Raw genomic sequence first — 16,582 nt, 5'->3', positions numbered from 1 at the left:
ATGACCAGGAAAACGTACAAGATCGCCGCGATTGGCGGCGACGGGATTGGTGTGGAAGTCGTCGACGCTTGCCTTGTAGTCCTCGACGTCCTTGCCGACCGCGACGGTGGCTTCGCACTCAATGTGACCAACTTCGATTGGAGCACCGACCGGTACAAGCGTACGGGGGAATTCATGCCCGCCGACGGGGCAGACCAGCTTCGCAGCTTCGATGCCATCCTGTTCGGAGCGGTCGGTGCGCCAGACGTTCCGGATCACCTGACGCTCTGGGGCCTGCGCCTCGCGATCTGCCAGCCGTTGGATCAGTATGCCAACGTGCGCCCCACGCGCGTGTTGCCGGGCATCCAGTCTCCGCTCCGCCACGTGAACGCCGGCGAACTGGACTGGGTGATCGTGCGCGAAAACTCCGAAGGCGAATACGCCGGACAGGGCGGCCGATCGCATCCCGGGCTGCCACTCGAAGTGGCAACGGATGTCTCGATCTTCACGCGCGCTGGCATCGAGCGGATCATGCGCTTTGCCTTCAAGCTGGCTCAGTCGCGTCCACGCAAGCTCCTGACCGTTGTGACCAAGTCAAACGCGCAGCGGCATGGCATGGTCCTGTGGGACCAGATCGCTGCCGAAGTGGCGCAAGACTTCACGGACGTTACCTGGGACAAGATGCTGGTCGATGCGATGACGGTCCGCATGACGATGAAACCGGCCTCGCTCGATACCATCGTCGCCACCAACCTGCATGCCGACATCCTGTCGGATCTCGCTGCGGCCCTCTCCGGCTCGATCGGGGTCGCGCCCACGGCAAACCTGAACCCGGAACGCGATACGCCTTCCATGTTCGAACCAATCCATGGCTCGGCCTTCGACATCACCGGCAAGGGCGTGGCGAACCCCGTGGCGACCTTCTGGACAGCCGCGATGATGCTTGAACACCTGGGCGAGACGCCCGCAGCGGAGCGCCTCATGCAGGCGGTGGAAGCAGTGACGGCCGATCCCGCGCTGCACACGCCCGACCTTGGCGGGAATGCGACGACCCGCATGGTCACGGACGCCGTTGTCGAGAGCCTTCGCGGCCGCAACGATTGAGAGACACACAATGACAGATAATCACTTGAAGATCGCGGTCATTCCCGGCGACGGAATCGGCAAGGAGGTCGTGCCGGAGGGACTTCGCGTTCTGGAGGCCGTTGCGAAACGTCACAATATCGACATGCGGTTCGACGAGTTCGATTTCGCATCCTGTGACTACTTCCAGAAACACGGGCAAATGATGCCGGATGACTGGAAAGAGCAGGTCGGTGGCCACGATGCGTTGTTCTTCGGTGCCGTGGGTTGGCCCGAAACCGTGCCCGATCACGTTTCCCTCTGGGGGTCGCTGATCCAATTCCGTCGCGAGTTCGACCAGTATATCAGCCTGCGCCCCGCGCGCCTCATGCCGGGGGTGCCTTGTCCCCTTGTGGGGCGCGAGCCCGGCGACATCGACATGATGATCGTGCGCGAGAACACCGAGGGCGAGTATTCTTCCATCGGCGGAAAGATGTTTGCCGGCACGCCGCGCGAGGTGGTCCTGCAGGAGACGGTAATGAGCCGGATTGGCGTGGATCGGGTATTGAAATACGCGTTCGAACTCGCGGCCACACGACCGCGTGCAAAACTGACCTCGGCCACGAAGTCCAACGGCATCTCCATCACCATGCCTTATTGGGACGAACGCGTGGCGGAAATGGCGAAGGACTATCCGGGGATCAGCGTCGACAAGTACCACATAGACATCCTGACCGCGCATTTCGTGCTTAATCCGGACAAGTTCGACGTCGTGGTGGCATCGAACCTGTTTGGTGACATCCTTTCCGATCTTGGCCCCGCCTGCGCCGGAACCATCGGCATCGCGCCCTCTGGAAATATCAATCCCGAACGCGAGTTCCCTTCGCTGTTCGAACCCGTGCACGGTTCCGCTCCCGACATAGCCAGTCAGGGCATCGCCAATCCGATCGGGCAGATCTGGGCGGGAGCGATGATGCTCGACCACCTGGGTCACGCGGAAGCCGCGTCCGACATCATGCGCGCAATCGAACGCATTCTCTCTGAACCGGCCATGCGAACAAGGGATCTCGGCGGGCAGGCTGACACACAGATGTGCGGAAAATCTGTGGCAGATGCGCTCGACTGAGGGGCGCTGTCACGGCAAATCCCTGTCAGCGACAGCATTTTCCGAAGTTGGCCTCAGACCGCGAAGATCTCAAGCCATTCGGCCGAGGCCCTGGCGCGCAGGGTCTTCGGCGTGCGGTGGGAAATCCGATGGCTTTGGGTGTCGAAATGGTTGGCGATGGCTTCATTCGGTGATGTCAGAGCATCCGTTTTGGTCAAGTGCGTGAGGCTTGCCATAAGAGACGATCGCGGATCAGCGCCTTGGCGAGGACGATGAGCTTTCGCATGATGGCCGCCGTGACAGTGGCATCTCGACGAGATGTTCGTGAAGATCAACGGCGAGCGGCACGATCTCTGGCGGGCAGTCGATCACGAGGGCGAGGTATTGGAGAGCTCCGTGACGAAGAAACGGGACAAGAAGGCGGCATTGAAATTCCTCAAGAAAACAATTCGGCGGTACGGTCAGCCCGAGGCCATCGTCACTGACTAACTTCGATCCTCCGGGGCAACCTTAGAGCCAATTTTTTCGGTGGATTTGCAGGAAACCGGCCAGTGGATGAACGACCGGGCGGAGAATTCGCACCTGCCATTTCCACGAAGAGAGAGGGCAATACAGCGCTTCAGGCGATTGCGAAGTCTGCAGTTGTTCGCCGCCGCTCTCGCCGAGTGGCGTCAGCTCGATACGACATAAGGGCCAGCCGTCCTGCCCTTAGTGAGACGAGTTCGAATTGGTCTGACACCACCCAGCTTCGCTATATCTGCACGGACCGACCAGTTTTCCAGGATTCCGTCGCAGCATCCGCAATCAGTTGCGCCTTGAGGCCATCATGGATCGAGGGTACCGGCTGTGTAACGGTGCGAACGCTGGAAATGAAGCTTTCCAGTTCATTCCGATATGCGGCCTCGTAACGTTCGAGGAAGAACTCCTTTGCAGGCGCGCTTTGATAACCCGCTCGAGTGGCTAACTCGACCGTGTTCTGGTGGACATTGCCGGCCCGGAGCAAGCCCTTCGCTCCGTGCACCTCTATCCTCTGGTCATAGCCGTAGGTGGCCCGTCGGGAATTGGATATCTGGCATATCCGGCCACTTGGCGTGGTCAGCGTCACCGCGGCGGTATCAACATCGCCAAGTCTGGCCACTTCCGGATCCACGAGGGCCGAACCGACCGCGTGGATCATGTCAGGCTCCTCTCCAAGCAGAAAGCGGGCCATGTCGAAATCATGGATCATCATGTCCCGGAACAGCCCGCCCGAGGTGCGGACGTAGTCATGCGGTGGTGGTGACGGATCGCGCGAAAGAATTGTCACGATCTCCACATTGCCGATTTCGCCCTCGCTGATCAGCCGTTGAAGCCGGGCGAAGTTCGGATCGAAACGTCGGTTGAACCCCGTCATGAAAGGTATGTTGGCCCGGTTCACCGCGTCGATGCATTCCCGAATACGGGCTGCCGACATGTCGATGGGCTTTTCGCAGAAAATTGCCTTTCCCGCTGACGCAAGGGCATGGATCAGATCGTAATGGGTCGTTGTAGGCGTGGCGATCACCACGGCGTCGATATCATCGGCCGAGACGATCTCTTCCGCTGTCCGGGCGTCTGACCCGGTCTCATCCGCCAGTGCCCGCGCAGACTCGTGAATGGCATCGGCGACGGCGACCAGTCGTGTGTCAGGCAACGCCAGAACGCTGCCGGCGTGAACACGACCGATACGGCCACAACCGAGAATTCCGATGCGCATTTTGCACTACCTTTCCATTGGCTTGCTGATCGGACGCAACACCTGTCGCGCCGCATCGACAAGAGGATCATGAGTTTCCTTGAGGATCTGAACCCGATCGAACCGATTTTTGTCCCGGTTAACGGCGCTCCTCAGCGCTGTACCAAAGGCCATGCGGAGTTCAGTACCGATGTTGAATTTGCAGATGGCGGAACCGTGCGACAGGATCCGACGCTGTTCGATCGGCACACCGGATCCGCCGTGAATTACGAGCGGAACGGTCGTCACAGCTTCGATCGCTCGAATGCGTCCCTCGTCCAGACCCTCGCCACTCTGCTGTTGCAGATGGACGTTGCCGACAGAGATCGCCATGGCATCCACGCCCGTTGCACGCGCGAAGGCCGCAGCCTCCTCGGGATCGGTGCCTGCGGAAGCCTCTCCCTCGGAATATCCCACGAAGCCGATTTCACCCTCGCAGGATATTCCGGCCGAATGGGCGAGTTCGGCAACGGCAGCAGTCTCGTCCATGTTCTGGGCAAGCGGCTTGCGTGAGCCATCATACATGAGCGAGGTAAAACCCGAGTCCAGAGCGATTCGGCATTCTTCCATCGTGTAGCCGTGGTCGAGATGTGCCACGACTGGCACCGATGCTCCCTCGGCCAGATACCGAAACATCTTGCCCAGGATCGGCAAAGGTGTGTGTTCCCGGCAAGAAGGGCCTGCCTGCAGGATGACCGGCACCTGCTCGGATTCGGCGGCATCCACATAGGCGCGCATGTCCTCCCAGCCGAGCGTCACCAGACCTGCCACGGCGTAGCCCTGTCTCAGAGCCGGTTGCAAGACCTCCGCAAGTGTCGCGATCGTCATTTGAACTTGGCCACCATGTCCATGATGCCGGGTATCGTGTGGAGTTGGGCCGCGTGGGTCGGCTGGAAGTACTGTCGCAGGCTGCGCTGGCTTAACCCGCCAAGAATGGTGAAGTAGTACATCTCGTACCCCGGGAGAACCGCACAGGGGTGGTAGCCCTTGTCGATCAGGATCGTGGAGCCATCCATGATGTGATAGGCGTCGCCGGGCTCGTTATCCTCCCTTTGCAGCATCTGAACGCCTGAGCCATAGTTCGGGCGGAACCGGAAATTGTAGGTTTCGTCATGGCGGGTTTCGTCGGGCAGGCGATCGGTGTCATGCTTGTGGCTGGGGAAGCCCGACCATCCACCCTGGCCGACCGTATAAAGTTCGCTCACGAGCAGTCGGCCCACCTTGTCATGGTGGCTTGCGCCGAGAATGTGCTTGATCTTGCGGTGCGTCTTGGTGTCGTCCGAGCCGTATTGCACCACGTCAAGCCCATCGGCGCGGACGTCGAACGGCTCCAGAACCTTGTCGTACTTGGCGCCCGCGATGAATGTTTCGGTCGCGTCGGTCTCGCAGGTAATCCGGACTTTCGCGCCAACGGGTACGTAAACGCCTTCGGGCTCGCCGTCCCAGACGTCGATTGTTCGGTTGCCAAGCGACGCAAAGGTGACGCCCTCTACTTCGACATTTACGGTACCGGTGGCAGGCACGACGCAGGTTTCGTAACCCGGCACGGCGTACTCGAAGCTCTGGCCCTTGGTTAGCTTTACAATGTTGAAGTAGTTGAGCGGTACCAACGGATGATTGGTATCCACGATGGGCTGGTTCTGGTTGTCATGTGGGGCGATGTGCATGGAATGTGGCCTTTTCAGTTGTCGGTTGGGCCGGGATAGGTGGCAAGAAATGCATCAAGTTCTGCGGTTGTCGGCATCGATGGAGCGCAGCCTGGTTTGGAGACGACGATGGAGGCGCAGGCCGAGCCGCGCAGAACAGCCTCGCGCAAGTCCCGGCCCTCCGCGATGCCAGCCAGAAGGCCAGCCATGAAACTGTCGCCGGCGCCATTCGGTTTGACTGCGGTCACGGGAAAGATGCCGGTGCGGATTTCCTGGCCGTCTGCCAGCGTGATGGCGCCCTTCTGGCCCATCTTGTAGATCACAATGCGTCCAAGCTGCCGGGCGAGTTCGCGCGCCTTGTCGAGCCCCTTGTCCATGTCGCCAGCCATGAAACCGAACTCCTCGTCATTGCCGACGATAAGGTCGCTTTCGTCCCCGGCACGGGACAGCACCTCTGATGCGACCTCGGGCGATGGCCAGGAGTATGGGCGGTAGTCGATATCGAAAATCACCGGAAGACCGGCATTTCGGGCGTTCCGGAATGCACGGAACGTGGAGCCGCGGGAGGGTTCGGCGGCAAAAACGGTGCCGGCGGTAATCAGGGCGCCGAAAGCGTTGTAGTCTACTCGGTCAACGTCTTCTTCGGTGACCTGGAAATCGACCGCGTTGTTGCGATAGATGCAGAGTTGAAAATCCTCCATCGTGCTCTCGTAGACCGCAAGCGAAATGCGATATTCGCCGTCCAGCACGCGCAGGTATTGGGTATCGACGCCGTAATGGCGGAGCTGGTTGGCGCAGTATCTGCCAACACAATCGTTTGATATCGAGGTTACGAGTGCCGATTGTCCGCCCAACTTGCACAACCCGGCGCAGATATTGGCCGACGAGCCTCCGAGGCCTGACCGGAAGGTCTCTGCGACTTCTGCCTTCGTGCCTTGCGGATCGGCAAACATGTCCATGCCGGCCCGCCCGAATACCACGAAACTATTCTTGCGGATTCCGTCGATAAGGGTGCTCATCACACGCCCCTCCGCTGACCTGTGCGGGCCGATTCCCACTCCGCGTGCGCCGCGCGAACCTTGGCGCTCTCCGAAACATGAGGCGTGCCGCATTCCCACCACGTGTGGCCCTGATCGGTCCAGGAATTGTAAGCCTCAACCTTCATGCAGATCACGTAGGTCTTGTCTGACGCTTTGGCCCGCTTGAATGCTTCGCCCAGTTCCGCGGCATTGGCGACAGTCTCGGCAGTCGCACCCATCGAGGCGGCATGTGCCTCGAAATCCACGAGGAAGGGTTCCGGGATCGTGGGGGCATCCTCGATAAGGCAGTTGAAGCTTTCGTTTCCGGTATTGTTCTGAAGCTTGTTGATGACGGCCCAGCCGCCGTTGTCGAGCAGGATGACGATCAGCTTTTTTCGGGTCAGGACAGAGGAATAGATGTCCGAGTTCAGCAGCAGGTAGGCTCCGTCACCGACGAAAACGATGGTGTCTTTGTCGGGTTCCCGCTCGTCCTGCGCGATCCGGGCGCCCCATCCACCGGCAATCTCGTAGCCCATGCAAGAGTACCCGAATTCCACGTCGACCGTTCCCTGCGATAGCGTACGCCAGTTGGCCGTCACTTCGGCCGGCAATCCTCCGGATGCCGTCACGACGCGGTCGCGAGGGTCGCAGAGCGCGTTCACCACGCCGATCGCCTGCGCGTAGGAGTTCGGTCGGTTGCCAAGAGCCACATTGTCCGCAACGTAGCCATCCCATTGCTTGCGTTGAGCCTGCGCGAATTCGACCCAATCGGCTGGAGCCGTGTAGCCCACCATGGCGGACCCGAGCGCCTCCAGTGCGCGTTTCGCGTCGCCCACCACGGGAAGCGAGCGGTGTTTACCTGCATCGAACCTTGCGGCGTTGAGCGAGATGAAACGCGCGCTCATGTCGAATGCTGTCCATGACCCGGTGGTGAAATCCTGCAGGCGCGTACCAACAGCGACAATAACGTCGGCTTTTTCCGCGATCGCGTTGGCGCTGTCCGATCCGGTAACCCCGATGGGTCCAATGTTGAGCGGGTGGGATGCAAGCAGGTTGGCCCGGCCGGCAATCGTTTCGACGACAGGGATCTTGTGCGCTTCGGCAAAGGCGGTGAGTTCGGCCACGGCGCGGGAGTACTGTACCCCACCGCCTGCAATGATCATGGGGCGTCGCGCCGAGGTCAGCAACGCAACTGCATCCGCGACTTCATCGGTATCCGGGGCGACGCGGCGGATACGGTGAACCTTGCGTTCGAAGAAGACGGTCGGAAAATCATAGGTCCAACCCTGCACGTCCTGTGGAAGCCCAAGGAAAGCGGGGCCGCAGTCACCGGGATCCAGCATGGTGGCAAGCGCTGCCGGCAGAGATTGAATGACTTGCGCCGGGTGCGAGATCCGGTCCCAGTAGCGCACAACCGGCTTGAAGGCATCGTTCACACCAAAGGTCGGATCCTGAAAATTCTCCATCTGCTGCAATACGGGGTCCGGCAGTCGGCTGAGATATGTATCGCCGCAAAGCATGAGCATGGGCAGTCGGTTGGCATGCGCCAGCGCGGCGGAGGTAACAAGATTTGACGTGCCCGGCCCGGCACTCGCCGTGCAGAACATGAACCTCTGGCGCAGCCACTGTTTGGCGTAGGCGGCTGCCGCAAAGCCCATGCTCTGTTCGTTCTGTCCGCGGTAGAGCGGGAGCTCCTCACGATGATTGTAGAGTGCCTCGCCAAGGCAGGTCACGTTGCCGTGCCCGAAGATTCCAAAACCCCCGCCGCAAAGGCGAATTTCCTCTCCATCAATCTCAATGAACTGGTTGGCAAGCCAGCGAATGATGGCTTGCGCCGTTGTGAGGCGGATTGTCTCTGCACCCATGCTCGTTCTTTCTCCCGGTTGCCCTCCGCAACGACTCTGGCCGATTGCAGCTTGCGCGAATTCGATTCCAACGATAACAATTTTGCAACCGGTTGCAATTCGAATCTGATTGTGGAGCGATAATGGACCAGCGCGGGATCGGCATTGGCATTCTGGGAGGTGGCTACATGGGCAAAGCCCACTCCGTCGCCATGGCTGCCGTGGGTGCCGTGTTCGAGACGGCGCTCCGTCCCCGCCTGGAAATGATCTGCTCCAGCAGCGCAGAGACGTCCGAACGCTATCGCAGGGCGTTTGGATTCGCACGGGCAACGCATGATTGGCGCACTCTGGTCGAAGACCGCAGCGTGGACGCCATCGTCATCGCAACACCGCAGGCGCTGCACCGAGAAATTGCAGAGGCTGCGTTTGCGCTTGGCAAGCCCGTGCTCTGCGAGAAGCCAATGGGCGCTTCGCTCGAAGATGCCGAGTCCATGGTCGCGGCGGCAGAGGCCGCCGGTGTGGTGAACATGGTCGCCTTCAACTACATCCGCACCCCGGCGAGCCAGTTCGCACGACAATTGGTTGCGAAGGGCGAGATCGGCACGGTCACCTGGTTCCGTGGCGAACATACCGAAGATTTCTATGCCGACCCCCAAATGCCCGCGACCTGGCGCACATCCGGAATGGCAAATGGCACGATGGGAGATCTTGCCCCGCACATGATTAACGCCGCGCTGGCGTTAATCGGACCGATCTGCTCCCTCGTGGCCGAGGTCGAAACGGTGCATTCCGAGCGCCCCGGCGGCGACGTCACCAACGACGACCAGGCGCAGATGATGTGTCGGTTTGCCAACGGCGCCATGGGTCAAATGCATTTTAGCCGGATCGCGACAGGGCGGAAGATGGGCTATGCCTACGAGATCACCGGCACGAAGGGCGCGATCCGCTTCGATCAGGAGGACCAGAATGCGCTTTGGCTCTATCGATCCGAAGGGCCCGAGGCAGAGCGAGGCTTCACCAAGATCCTGACGGGGCCAACCCATCCGGACTACTTGCCTTTCTGTCAGGGTCCGGGCCACGGCACCGGCTACCAGGATCAGATCATCATCGAAGCCCGGGATTTCCTGCAAGCCATCGAGACGGGCAAGCAGGTCTGGCCGACGTTTCGCGACGGGCTCGACGTCCATCGCGTCGTTCAGGCCGCGATCGAATCCTCCCGAACGAAAACCTGGCAAGACATCTAACCGGCAACTGTTGAAAGGCCCGGACCATGACTATTCGCATTGGCAATGCCCCCTGTTCCTGGGGTGTGGAATTTGCAGATGACCCGCGAAACCCCACTTGGCAGACAGTCCTGAAGGAATGCGCCGAGGCGGGTTACAAGGGGATCGAACTGGGTCCGGTCGGTTTCATGCCGGAAGATCCCGCTGTTCTTGGAGACGCCCTCGCAGAACATGACCTCGAACTGATCGGCGGCGTCGTTTTCCGGGCGTTTCACGCCCCCGACCAATGGGGTGACGTGCTCGACGGGGTCCATCGGACGTGCAAGGCGCTGACGGCGCATGGTGCGCAGCATCTGGTGCTGATCGACTCGATTTCCGGGCGCCGCGCCCCCACGGCGGGTCGCATTGCAGAGGCTGAGCAGATGGATCCAGCCGAATGGATCGCCTTCCGGTCACGCATCGCAGAGGCGGCTCGGATCGGAACCGAAGAATACGGGCTTACAGTGGGTATGCATGCCCATGCGGCCGGCTTCATGGATTTCGAACCGGAGCTCGAGCGGCTACTGGACGAGGTGGACGAGGCCATCCTGAAGATATGCTTCGATACCGGCCACCATTCCTATGCCGGCTTCGACCCCGTGGCTTTCATGAAGCGGCATATCGGACGGATTTCCTATATGCATTTCAAGGATATCGACCCGAAAGTTAAGACCGAGGCAATCGCCGCCCGCGCCGGTTTCTACGATGCCTGCGGGCGAGGAATATTCTGCAAGCTGGGTCTTGGGGATGTCGATTTCCCTGCCGTTCGCCAGGTGCTGCTCGAGAATGGTTTCGAAGGCTGGTGCACCGTCGAGCAGGATTGCGACCCCACGCTTGACGTCACGCCGATGGAGGACTCGCGCTACAACCGCGAATACCTCGAGTCCATCGGCTTCAACTGAGGAATCCGATCCATGAAAAAATTGCAATGGGGCATGATCGGCGGCGGCGAAGGCAGCCAGATCGGGCCGGCACACCGGCTCGGGGCCCTCGCGGATGGTCATTTTTCTTTCACAGCCGGAGCTTTGGATCATCGACCGGAGGCCGGCAGGGAGTACGCCCAAAGGCTCGGGATTGCTTCCGACCGCACTTATGGCGACTGGAAGGAAATGCTGGAGGGTGAGCGCAAGCGGGATGACCGCATAGACCTGGTGACGGTCGCAACACCAAACGCAACCCACTTCGAGATAACCAGGGCGTTCCTGGAAGCGGGCTTCAACGTGCTGTGTGAAAAGCCCATGACAATGACGGTAGAAGAGGGGGAGGAGATCGTGCGTGTGGCCGAGGCGACGGGCCGGATCTGTGCGGTGAACTATTGCTATTCGGCCTATCCAATGGTCCGGCAGGCGCGAGCGATGGTCCGTGCAGGAGAAATTGGAAAGGTGCGTCTTGTCGTGACCAATTTCAGCCACGGTCACCACGGCGACGCGACAGATGCCGACAACCCACGTGTGCGCTGGCGGTACGATCCTGCAATGGCCGGAGTCTCCGGCCAGTTCGCCGATTGTGGCATTCACGCACTCCACATGGCCTGTTTCATTTGCGATGACGAAGTCGAAAGCCTTTCCGCCGACTTCGCCTCGACCATCTCCAGCCGCGAGTTGGAGGATGACGCGATGGTGAATTTTCGCATGTCCGGCGGTACGGTGGGAAGGCTTTGGACATCCTCGGTCGCAATCGGCCGGCAGCACGGTTTCGACATCCAGGTATTTGGCGAGACAGGAGGGTTCCGATGGGCGTCGGAGCAGCCCAACCAGTTGGTCTATACGCCTGTAGGCGGGCGCACCCAGATCATCGAAAAAGGCGAGCGTGGGTTGCACGCGGATGCCCAGCGGCTTTCCAGAGTGGCAATCGCGCATCCCGAAGGGTTTCCGCTGGCCGTCGCCAACATCTATTGCGACCTGGCGGATACCATCCGCGGAGAGGCGCGCGATGGCCTGCCCGGTGCGGCTGACGGGGTTCGGTCCATGGCGGCAGTCCACACGGCTGTTGCGTCGGCACGAGATGGCGGCGCATGGCTTGACGCGCGCCCGTCTATCTTCCGTTGATGCCATTCCCTGTGTGACCGACCTGGTTCGGTCGGGTTTGCCCGGGCAACGTATGCCCGTCCGATCCTATTTTGCGGCCCGGAGCGTACGTCTTTCCACGACAGAGCAGGGAAACAGGCGCGCTTCCGGGTATCGTTCCGGCTCTTCCAGCATGGCTTCGACGAGTTCAATCGAGGAGCGGATTATCTGCCGGATTGGCTGACGAATGGTGGTGAGCGAGATGTTTTCCCACGAAGCCATTTCCATGTCGTTCAGACCGATCAGGCCAACATCTTCCGGAACGCGCAGACCGGCATCCTGCAAGGCGCTGAGAACGCCGATCGAGAGCACGTCGTCGCCGCAGAAATAGGCCTCTGCAACGGGGGCCTCTTTCAGAAGGAGGCGCTGCATCTCTGCCCGCCCTGCCTTAAATGAATAGGCATCGGCATAGGAGTGTTTCACGTTCAATCCGGGGTGCTTTGCCAGTTCTTCCATGAATCCGGCAAAACGATCCTGGGTGGATGTGGCTTGCTCTGGACCGCCCAGGAAACCGATGCGACGATAGCCCCGCTTCAGAAGCTCCCGCGCAGCCATGCGACCGCATTCGACATTGTCGATGCCCACGACATGAACCTGCGGTGAGCTGGAATAGCGACCGAAGCTATGGACCACGGGTATTCCAGCGTCTCTGAATGCCCTTGCGAAAGCCGGCGACAAGGTTGAGGAGGCCACCACGACGCCATCGACGGAATACTGCCTCAGCATTCGAACCGAGTTGTCGGGCTCAGTCTCGTTGGTCAGATTCACCAGCAGCGGGCGCAAGCCACGATCCTGAAGCCCGCGGGTGAAGAGGTCGAATACCTCCAGGAAAATGGGATTGTGAAAGTTGTTGGAAACCAACCCGATCAGCTTGGTGCGTCCCGTCGTAAGGCTGCTCGCAAGCGCATTCGGGCTGTAGCCCAACTCTGTAGCGGCCTTTTCGACCTTGCGCCGCATCTTGGCTGACACAGAGGCGCCATCGGTGAAGGTGCGCGATACTGCGGAACGGGAAACTCCCGCCCGTTCGGCGACATCCTTAAGCGTTACCGGCACTCTCTGACCCTCCGAAAATCGCGACCGATGCCATCCATACATCAGTCGCAGGGTGAGCACATTATGGAAAACCGCGATCACTTTTGCAACCGGTTGCAAAAATAACCGATTCGTGTTCTTGTGTGTTTGAGCGAAGGGAAACACCGCTCCGATCAATGAATCGATACTGGGAGGACACCATGAAATCGAACCTGACCAAGTTTTTGGTGGGCGCAGCTATTGCGGTTGCGCCAATGGTTGCACCGACTTTTGCCACTGCCGAGGGCGAGAGATACGTTCTCGTGAGCCATGCACCCGACAGCGACAGCTGGTGGAACACGATCAAGAACGGTATCGCGCTTGCAGGGGAGCAAATGGGCGTAGAGGTGGAGTACCGCAACCCGCCGACCGGCGACATTGCGGATATGGCGCGTATCGTTGAACAGGCTGCGGCCTCCGCACCGAACGGGATTATCACCACGCTCGCCGACTACGACGTTCTAAAAGGGCCAATCATGGATGCGGTGGCCTCGGGTGTCGATGTCATAATCATGAACACCGGAACGCCGGAGCAAGCGCGCGAAGTTGGCGCCCTGATGTATGTTGGCCAGCCGGAATATGACGCAGGCCTGGCCGCCGGAATGCGTGCCAAGGACGACGGTGTGACGTCGTTCCTTTGCGTCAATCACGCGATCCAGCAGCCCACGGTGGGCGAACGTTGCCAGGGTTTCGCAGACGGCCTTGGCGTCGAGCTCGGCGAGTCGATGCTCGACAGCGGCACTGACCCGGCCGAAATCAAGAACCGCGTCATGGCCTATCTCAACGCCAACCCCGACACCGACGGGATCCTTACGCTGGGGCCAGTTTCGGCGGACCCGACCATTCTCGCGCTCGAGGAAAACGGAATGGCGGGTGACATCTATTTCGGCACGTTCGATCTCGGGGACGAGATCGTCAAGGGCATCAAGAGCGGTGTGATCCAGTGGGGGATCGATCAGCAACCCTTCCTGCAGGCTTACCTGCCGGTCGTGATCATGACGAACTACCATCGCTACGGCGTCCTTCCGGGCAACAACATCAATTCCGGCCCGGGTTTCGTCACCGCCGACGCTTTGGAAATGGTCGAAAAATTCGCAGGCGAGTACCGCTGAGCCAACTCGGAGGCGCCGGGTCCGTCCGTGCCTCCGATCAAAAACATTCAGCAGACAAACGGAGCTTGAGCGATGTCACAGACAGCGCAGTCACAAACTGTGTCCGACGAACGCGTCAAGGAAATGTCCGCCTTGCGCCGCGCGCTTATCCGCCCGGAACTGGGAGGCCTGGTCGGAACCGTCGCAGTCTTTACCTTCTTTCTGCTTTTCGCGTTCGATAGCGGAATGTTCAGTTCCCAGGGTGTGATGAACTGGTCGACGGTGTCGGCACAGTTCATGATTATCGCCGTCGGCGCCTGTCTGTTGATGATTGCGGGAGAGTTCGATCTGTCCGTCGGTTCCATGATAGGTTTTTCGGGCATGATGATCGCGATCCTGTCGGTCACGCTCGGTTGGCCCGTGTGGCTTGCGATCATCGTGACATTTGCAATGTGCATCGTGATAGGCGCGCTCAACGGGTACATCGTGATCCGCACCGGCCTGCCAAGCTTCATCGTTACCCTTGCATTCTTGTTCATCCTGCGTGGCTTCACGATCTACCTGCCGCAGACGATCGAGCGGAAAACGATCATCAGCGGTGTAAGGGACGTGGCCGAGGGCGACTGGCTCGCCGCTCTGTTCGGCGGGAAGATCCTGACCGGTTTCTTTACCTGGATGGGACAGGCCGGCCTCATCGAGACTTTCGAACGCGGCACACGCGAGGGACAACCGGTTGTCGACGGGATCCCGATGCTGATCGTCTGGGCGATCATCCTCGTTATTTTTGGCCATATCCTCCTGACCCGCACGCGCTTCGGCAACTGGATCTTCGCGTCGGGTGGAGATGCAGAGGCCGCGCGCAACTCTGGCGTGCCCGTCAGCCGGGTAAAGATCCTGATGTTCATGTTCACAGCCTTCTGCGCCTGTGTCTTTGCCACCTGCCAAGTAATGGAATTCGGCTCTGCCGGGGCCGACCGCGGTCTCTTGAAGGAATTCGAGGCTATCATCGCCGTTGTCATCGGTGGTGCGCTCCTGACGGGCGGCTATGGCTCCGTCATCGGGGCAGCGCTTGGCGCGCTGATCTTCGGAGTGGTGCAGCAGGGGCTGTTCTTCGCCGGGGTGGAAAGCTCGCTGTTCCGTGTCTTCCTGGGCATCATCCTGCTCTTCGCAGTGATCCTGAACACCTATATTCGCCGTCTGATTACAGGGGAACGTTGAGATGAACACCCGCAGCATCCACGAACCAATCATACGGATGATCAATATCGAGAAACATTTCGGTTCGGTCATCGCGCTGGCCGGCGTATCGGTCGATGTCTATCCCGGGGAATGCCATTGCCTTCTGGGCGACAACGGCGCTGGCAAGTCAACTTTCATCAAGACCATGTCGGGCGTGCACAAACCCACCGCGGGCGAGATCATCTTTGAAGGCAAGCCGATGCATTTCGACGACCCGCGCGATGCCATCTCTGCCGGGATTGCGACCGTGCACCAGCATCTGGCGATGATCCCGTTGATGTCGGTCAGCCGCAATTTCTTCATGGGTAACGAACCCCTCAAGAAGATCGGGCCGCTGAAGTTCTTCGATCACGATCTGGCCAACCAGGTGACCATGGAAGAGATGCGCAGGATGGGAATCAACCTTCGCGGTCCGGACCAGGCTGTCGGAACTCTGTCTGGCGGAGAGCGGCAGACAGTGGCCATTGCCCGCGCGGTTCATTTTGGCGCCAAGGTTCTGATCCTCGACGAGCCCACTTCCGCGCTCGGCGTGCGCCAGACGGCCAATGTGCTCGCGACGATAGACAAGGTGCGCAAACAGGACATCGCCGTGGTCTTCATCACCCATAACGTGCGTCATGCTCTCGCCGTTGGCGACCGTTTCACCGTGCTGAACCGTGGCCAGACATTGGGTACCGCGCAGCGCGGCCAGATAACTCCCGAGGAACTCCAGGACATGATGGCGGGCGGTCAGGAGCTTGTGGCACTTGAGGATTCCCTCGGCGGCACGATCTAGGGACGAACAATGGTGATGGCACCTTCATAAGTATTTCTGAAGATCAACGGTGACCTGTGAAACGTGTGGTGGGCAGTGGACCACGCGTGAGGGTGCCTCGAGGGTGTCTCTTCGGAATTCGTCACCACGCCAATGCGCTCGTCACGATCAAGAAAATGTTCAAGCTCGGCCAAGGTTTTTCTGCCGTTGCGCTGGCAACCGTGCAGACGGAACTGGAGAGCGGGCAACTCGTTCATGTCCGCACCGAGGCCGAACTGGACCCGCTGCTCGTGCATTGCATTTTTCAGGCGCGGCACCGCTGACGCCCGGTGGAAACGATCTCTGAACTGGCCTGCGGAACCGCGCAGGACCATGACCTCCCCGGAGCGCGATACATGCAGGGTCACCTGAACGCCGCCCCAAAGATGGCCGATTGAGCGAGGCCGCGGAATGTCCCTTCACAGGCATGCGACTCTGGCGGCAAAGACACTTTTCGGAGCGACAGGGTGAACGCGGCACATAATCGATTTCCATTCGACCTATTTCCTGAACACCCGCTGTCGAAAACGATCATCTGGCATCGCAGTTGCCCGACGAAGGCTACGGCGTCTGGAGTTTCCCTATCCGTGAATGCCATTTTTAAAGATCGCAGATTTCCAAAATTCCTTTTATGCGCAAAATTTCTATTTAC

The 16,582-nt window shown here is 59.9% G+C and carries 16 protein-coding genes and 1 pseudogene; 10 read left to right on the top strand and 7 right to left on the bottom strand.

Annotated elements, in window-relative coordinates; translation table 11 throughout:
* Together BLR85_RS12650 and BLR85_RS12645 are read left to right on the top strand one after the other, a co-directional pair.
* Complete coding sequence (locus BLR85_RS12650; protein WP_093156318.1) at nt 1-1,083, top strand: tartrate dehydrogenase; 1,083 nt, start codon at nt 1-3, stop codon at nt 1,081-1,083.
* 10 nt (nt 1,084-1,093) lie between these two features.
* Nucleotides 1,094-2,167 carry a tartrate dehydrogenase gene (locus tag BLR85_RS12645; protein WP_093156316.1) on the top strand — a complete coding sequence of 358 codons (1,074 nt, stop codon included), beginning with the start codon at nt 1,094-1,096 and terminating at the stop codon, nt 2,165-2,167.
* A gap of 53 nt (nt 2,168-2,220) precedes the next feature.
* Here BLR85_RS12645 and BLR85_RS29135 read toward each other — a convergent pair whose 3' ends face one another.
* Nucleotides 2,221-2,382, bottom strand: coding sequence for a hypothetical protein (locus tag BLR85_RS29135; protein ID WP_170844557.1), 162 nt, complete (start codon nt 2,380-2,382; stop codon nt 2,221-2,223).
* A gap of 64 nt (nt 2,383-2,446) precedes the next feature.
* Between BLR85_RS29135 and BLR85_RS12640 the strand changes: the two are divergent.
* Nucleotides 2,447-2,836, top strand: a pseudogene (locus BLR85_RS12640) (DDE-type integrase/transposase/recombinase); the annotation flags it as partial.
* Nucleotides 2,837-2,897: 61 nt separating this feature from the next.
* Here the strand turns inward: BLR85_RS12640 and iolG are convergent.
* Genes iolG through iolD form a run of 5 tightly spaced genes read right to left on the bottom strand, consistent with a single transcriptional unit; the run spans nt 2,898 to nt 8,429 of the window.
* Complete coding sequence (gene iolG, locus BLR85_RS12635) at nt 2,898-3,881, bottom strand: inositol 2-dehydrogenase (RefSeq protein ID WP_093156314.1); 984 nt, start codon at nt 3,879-3,881, stop codon at nt 2,898-2,900.
* 6 nt (nt 3,882-3,887) lie between these two features.
* On the bottom strand, nt 3,888-4,727 hold the full coding sequence (locus tag BLR85_RS12630; protein WP_093156311.1) for a class II fructose-bisphosphate aldolase: 840 nt from the start codon (nt 4,725-4,727) through the stop codon (nt 3,888-3,890).
* Nucleotides 4,724-5,566, bottom strand: a complete 843-nt coding sequence (locus tag BLR85_RS12625; RefSeq protein WP_093156309.1) for a 5-deoxy-glucuronate isomerase — start codon at nt 5,564-5,566, stop codon at nt 4,724-4,726. Before BLR85_RS12625 ends, BLR85_RS12630 begins: the two co-directional genes overlap by 4 nt.
* A gap of 14 nt (nt 5,567-5,580) precedes the next feature.
* Nucleotides 5,581-6,564 (bottom strand): 5-dehydro-2-deoxygluconokinase, encoded by a 984-nt coding sequence (gene iolC / locus BLR85_RS12620; RefSeq protein WP_093156307.1) that lies wholly within the window; start codon nt 6,562-6,564, stop codon nt 5,581-5,583.
* Complete coding sequence (gene iolD / locus BLR85_RS12615; RefSeq protein ID WP_093156304.1) at nt 6,564-8,429, bottom strand: 3D-(3,5/4)-trihydroxycyclohexane-1,2-dione acylhydrolase (decyclizing); 1,866 nt, start codon at nt 8,427-8,429, stop codon at nt 6,564-6,566. Before iolD ends, iolC begins: the two co-directional genes overlap by 1 nt.
* Before the next feature lie 122 nt (nt 8,430-8,551).
* Here iolD and BLR85_RS12610 point away from each other — a divergent pair, with 122 nt between their 5' ends.
* The 3 genes from BLR85_RS12610 to BLR85_RS12600 are packed head-to-tail and all read left to right on the top strand — an operon-like array spanning nt 8,552 to nt 11,718.
* Nucleotides 8,552-9,652, top strand: coding sequence for a Gfo/Idh/MocA family protein (locus BLR85_RS12610; RefSeq protein ID WP_093156302.1), 1,101 nt, complete (start codon nt 8,552-8,554; stop codon nt 9,650-9,652).
* A gap of 26 nt (nt 9,653-9,678) precedes the next feature.
* A complete protein-coding gene (locus tag BLR85_RS12605) occupies nt 9,679-10,572 on the top strand; it encodes a TIM barrel protein (RefSeq protein ID WP_093156299.1) in 894 nt (297 codons plus the stop codon).
* 12 nt (nt 10,573-10,584) lie between these two features.
* Nucleotides 10,585-11,718 (top strand): Gfo/Idh/MocA family protein, encoded by a 1,134-nt coding sequence (locus BLR85_RS12600; protein WP_093156296.1) that lies wholly within the window; start codon nt 10,585-10,587, stop codon nt 11,716-11,718.
* A gap of 66 nt (nt 11,719-11,784) precedes the next feature.
* Here BLR85_RS12600 and BLR85_RS12595 read toward each other — a convergent pair whose 3' ends face one another.
* The gene (locus BLR85_RS12595; protein WP_093156294.1) at nt 11,785-12,789 is read right to left on the bottom strand and encodes a LacI family DNA-binding transcriptional regulator; all 1,005 of its coding nucleotides are present in this window, start codon (nt 12,787-12,789) and stop codon (nt 11,785-11,787) included.
* A 179-nt stretch (nt 12,790-12,968) separates the two neighbouring features.
* Between BLR85_RS12595 and BLR85_RS12590 the strand changes: the two genes are divergently transcribed.
* From BLR85_RS12590 to BLR85_RS28500, 4 genes are all read left to right on the top strand, one after another.
* Nucleotides 12,969-13,919 carry a sugar ABC transporter substrate-binding protein gene (locus BLR85_RS12590; protein WP_093156291.1) on the top strand — a complete coding sequence of 317 codons (951 nt, stop codon included), beginning with the start codon at nt 12,969-12,971 and terminating at the stop codon, nt 13,917-13,919.
* Nucleotides 13,920-13,991: 72 nt separating this feature from the next.
* Nucleotides 13,992-15,116, top strand: coding sequence for an ABC transporter permease (locus BLR85_RS12585; RefSeq protein WP_093156288.1), 1,125 nt, complete (start codon nt 13,992-13,994; stop codon nt 15,114-15,116).
* Between the two features lies 1 nt (nt 15,117).
* A complete protein-coding gene (locus tag BLR85_RS12580; protein WP_093156285.1) occupies nt 15,118-15,912 on the top strand; it encodes an ATP-binding cassette domain-containing protein in 795 nt (264 codons plus the stop codon).
* A gap of 86 nt (nt 15,913-15,998) precedes the next feature.
* Nucleotides 15,999-16,214, top strand: coding sequence for a hypothetical protein (locus BLR85_RS28500; protein ID WP_139188381.1), 216 nt, complete (start codon nt 15,999-16,001; stop codon nt 16,212-16,214).
* Nucleotides 16,215-16,582 lie beyond the last annotated feature (368 nt).

Origin of the sequence: Aliiruegeria lutimaris, assembly GCF_900099935.1 — a bacterium.
Lineage (GTDB): Bacteria > Pseudomonadota > Alphaproteobacteria > Rhodobacterales > Rhodobacteraceae > Tropicimonas > Tropicimonas lutimaris.
Note: the sequence above shows the minus strand (reverse complement) of the source record. Positions and strands in the feature narration are given on the sequence as shown.

Coding starts and splice junctions, on each gene's coding strand:
- BLR85_RS12650 (WP_093156318.1), top strand. CDS start 1: ATGACCAGGAAAACGTACAAGATCGCCGCGATTGGCGGCGACGGGATT.
- BLR85_RS12645 (WP_093156316.1), top strand. CDS start 1,094: ATGACAGATAATCACTTGAAGATCGCGGTCATTCCCGGCGACGGAATC.
- BLR85_RS29135 (WP_170844557.1), bottom strand. CDS start 2,382: ATGGCAAGCCTCACGCACTTGACCAAAACGGATGCTCTGACATCACCG.
- iolG (WP_093156314.1), bottom strand. CDS start 3,881: ATGCGCATCGGAATTCTCGGTTGTGGCCGTATCGGTCGTGTTCACGCC.
- BLR85_RS12630 (WP_093156311.1), bottom strand. CDS start 4,727: ATGACGATCGCGACACTTGCGGAGGTCTTGCAACCGGCTCTGAGACAG.
- BLR85_RS12625 (WP_093156309.1), bottom strand. CDS start 5,566: ATGCACATCGCCCCACATGACAACCAGAACCAGCCCATCGTGGATACC.
- iolC (WP_093156307.1), bottom strand. CDS start 6,564: ATGAGCACCCTTATCGACGGAATCCGCAAGAATAGTTTCGTGGTATTC.
- iolD (WP_093156304.1), bottom strand. CDS start 8,429: ATGGGTGCAGAGACAATCCGCCTCACAACGGCGCAAGCCATCATTCGC.
- BLR85_RS12610 (WP_093156302.1), top strand. CDS start 8,552: ATGGACCAGCGCGGGATCGGCATTGGCATTCTGGGAGGTGGCTACATG.
- BLR85_RS12605 (WP_093156299.1), top strand. CDS start 9,679: ATGACTATTCGCATTGGCAATGCCCCCTGTTCCTGGGGTGTGGAATTT.
- BLR85_RS12600 (WP_093156296.1), top strand. CDS start 10,585: ATGAAAAAATTGCAATGGGGCATGATCGGCGGCGGCGAAGGCAGCCAG.
- BLR85_RS12590 (WP_093156291.1), top strand. CDS start 12,969: ATGAAATCGAACCTGACCAAGTTTTTGGTGGGCGCAGCTATTGCGGTT.
- BLR85_RS12585 (WP_093156288.1), top strand. CDS start 13,992: ATGTCACAGACAGCGCAGTCACAAACTGTGTCCGACGAACGCGTCAAG.
- BLR85_RS12580 (WP_093156285.1), top strand. CDS start 15,118: ATGAACACCCGCAGCATCCACGAACCAATCATACGGATGATCAATATC.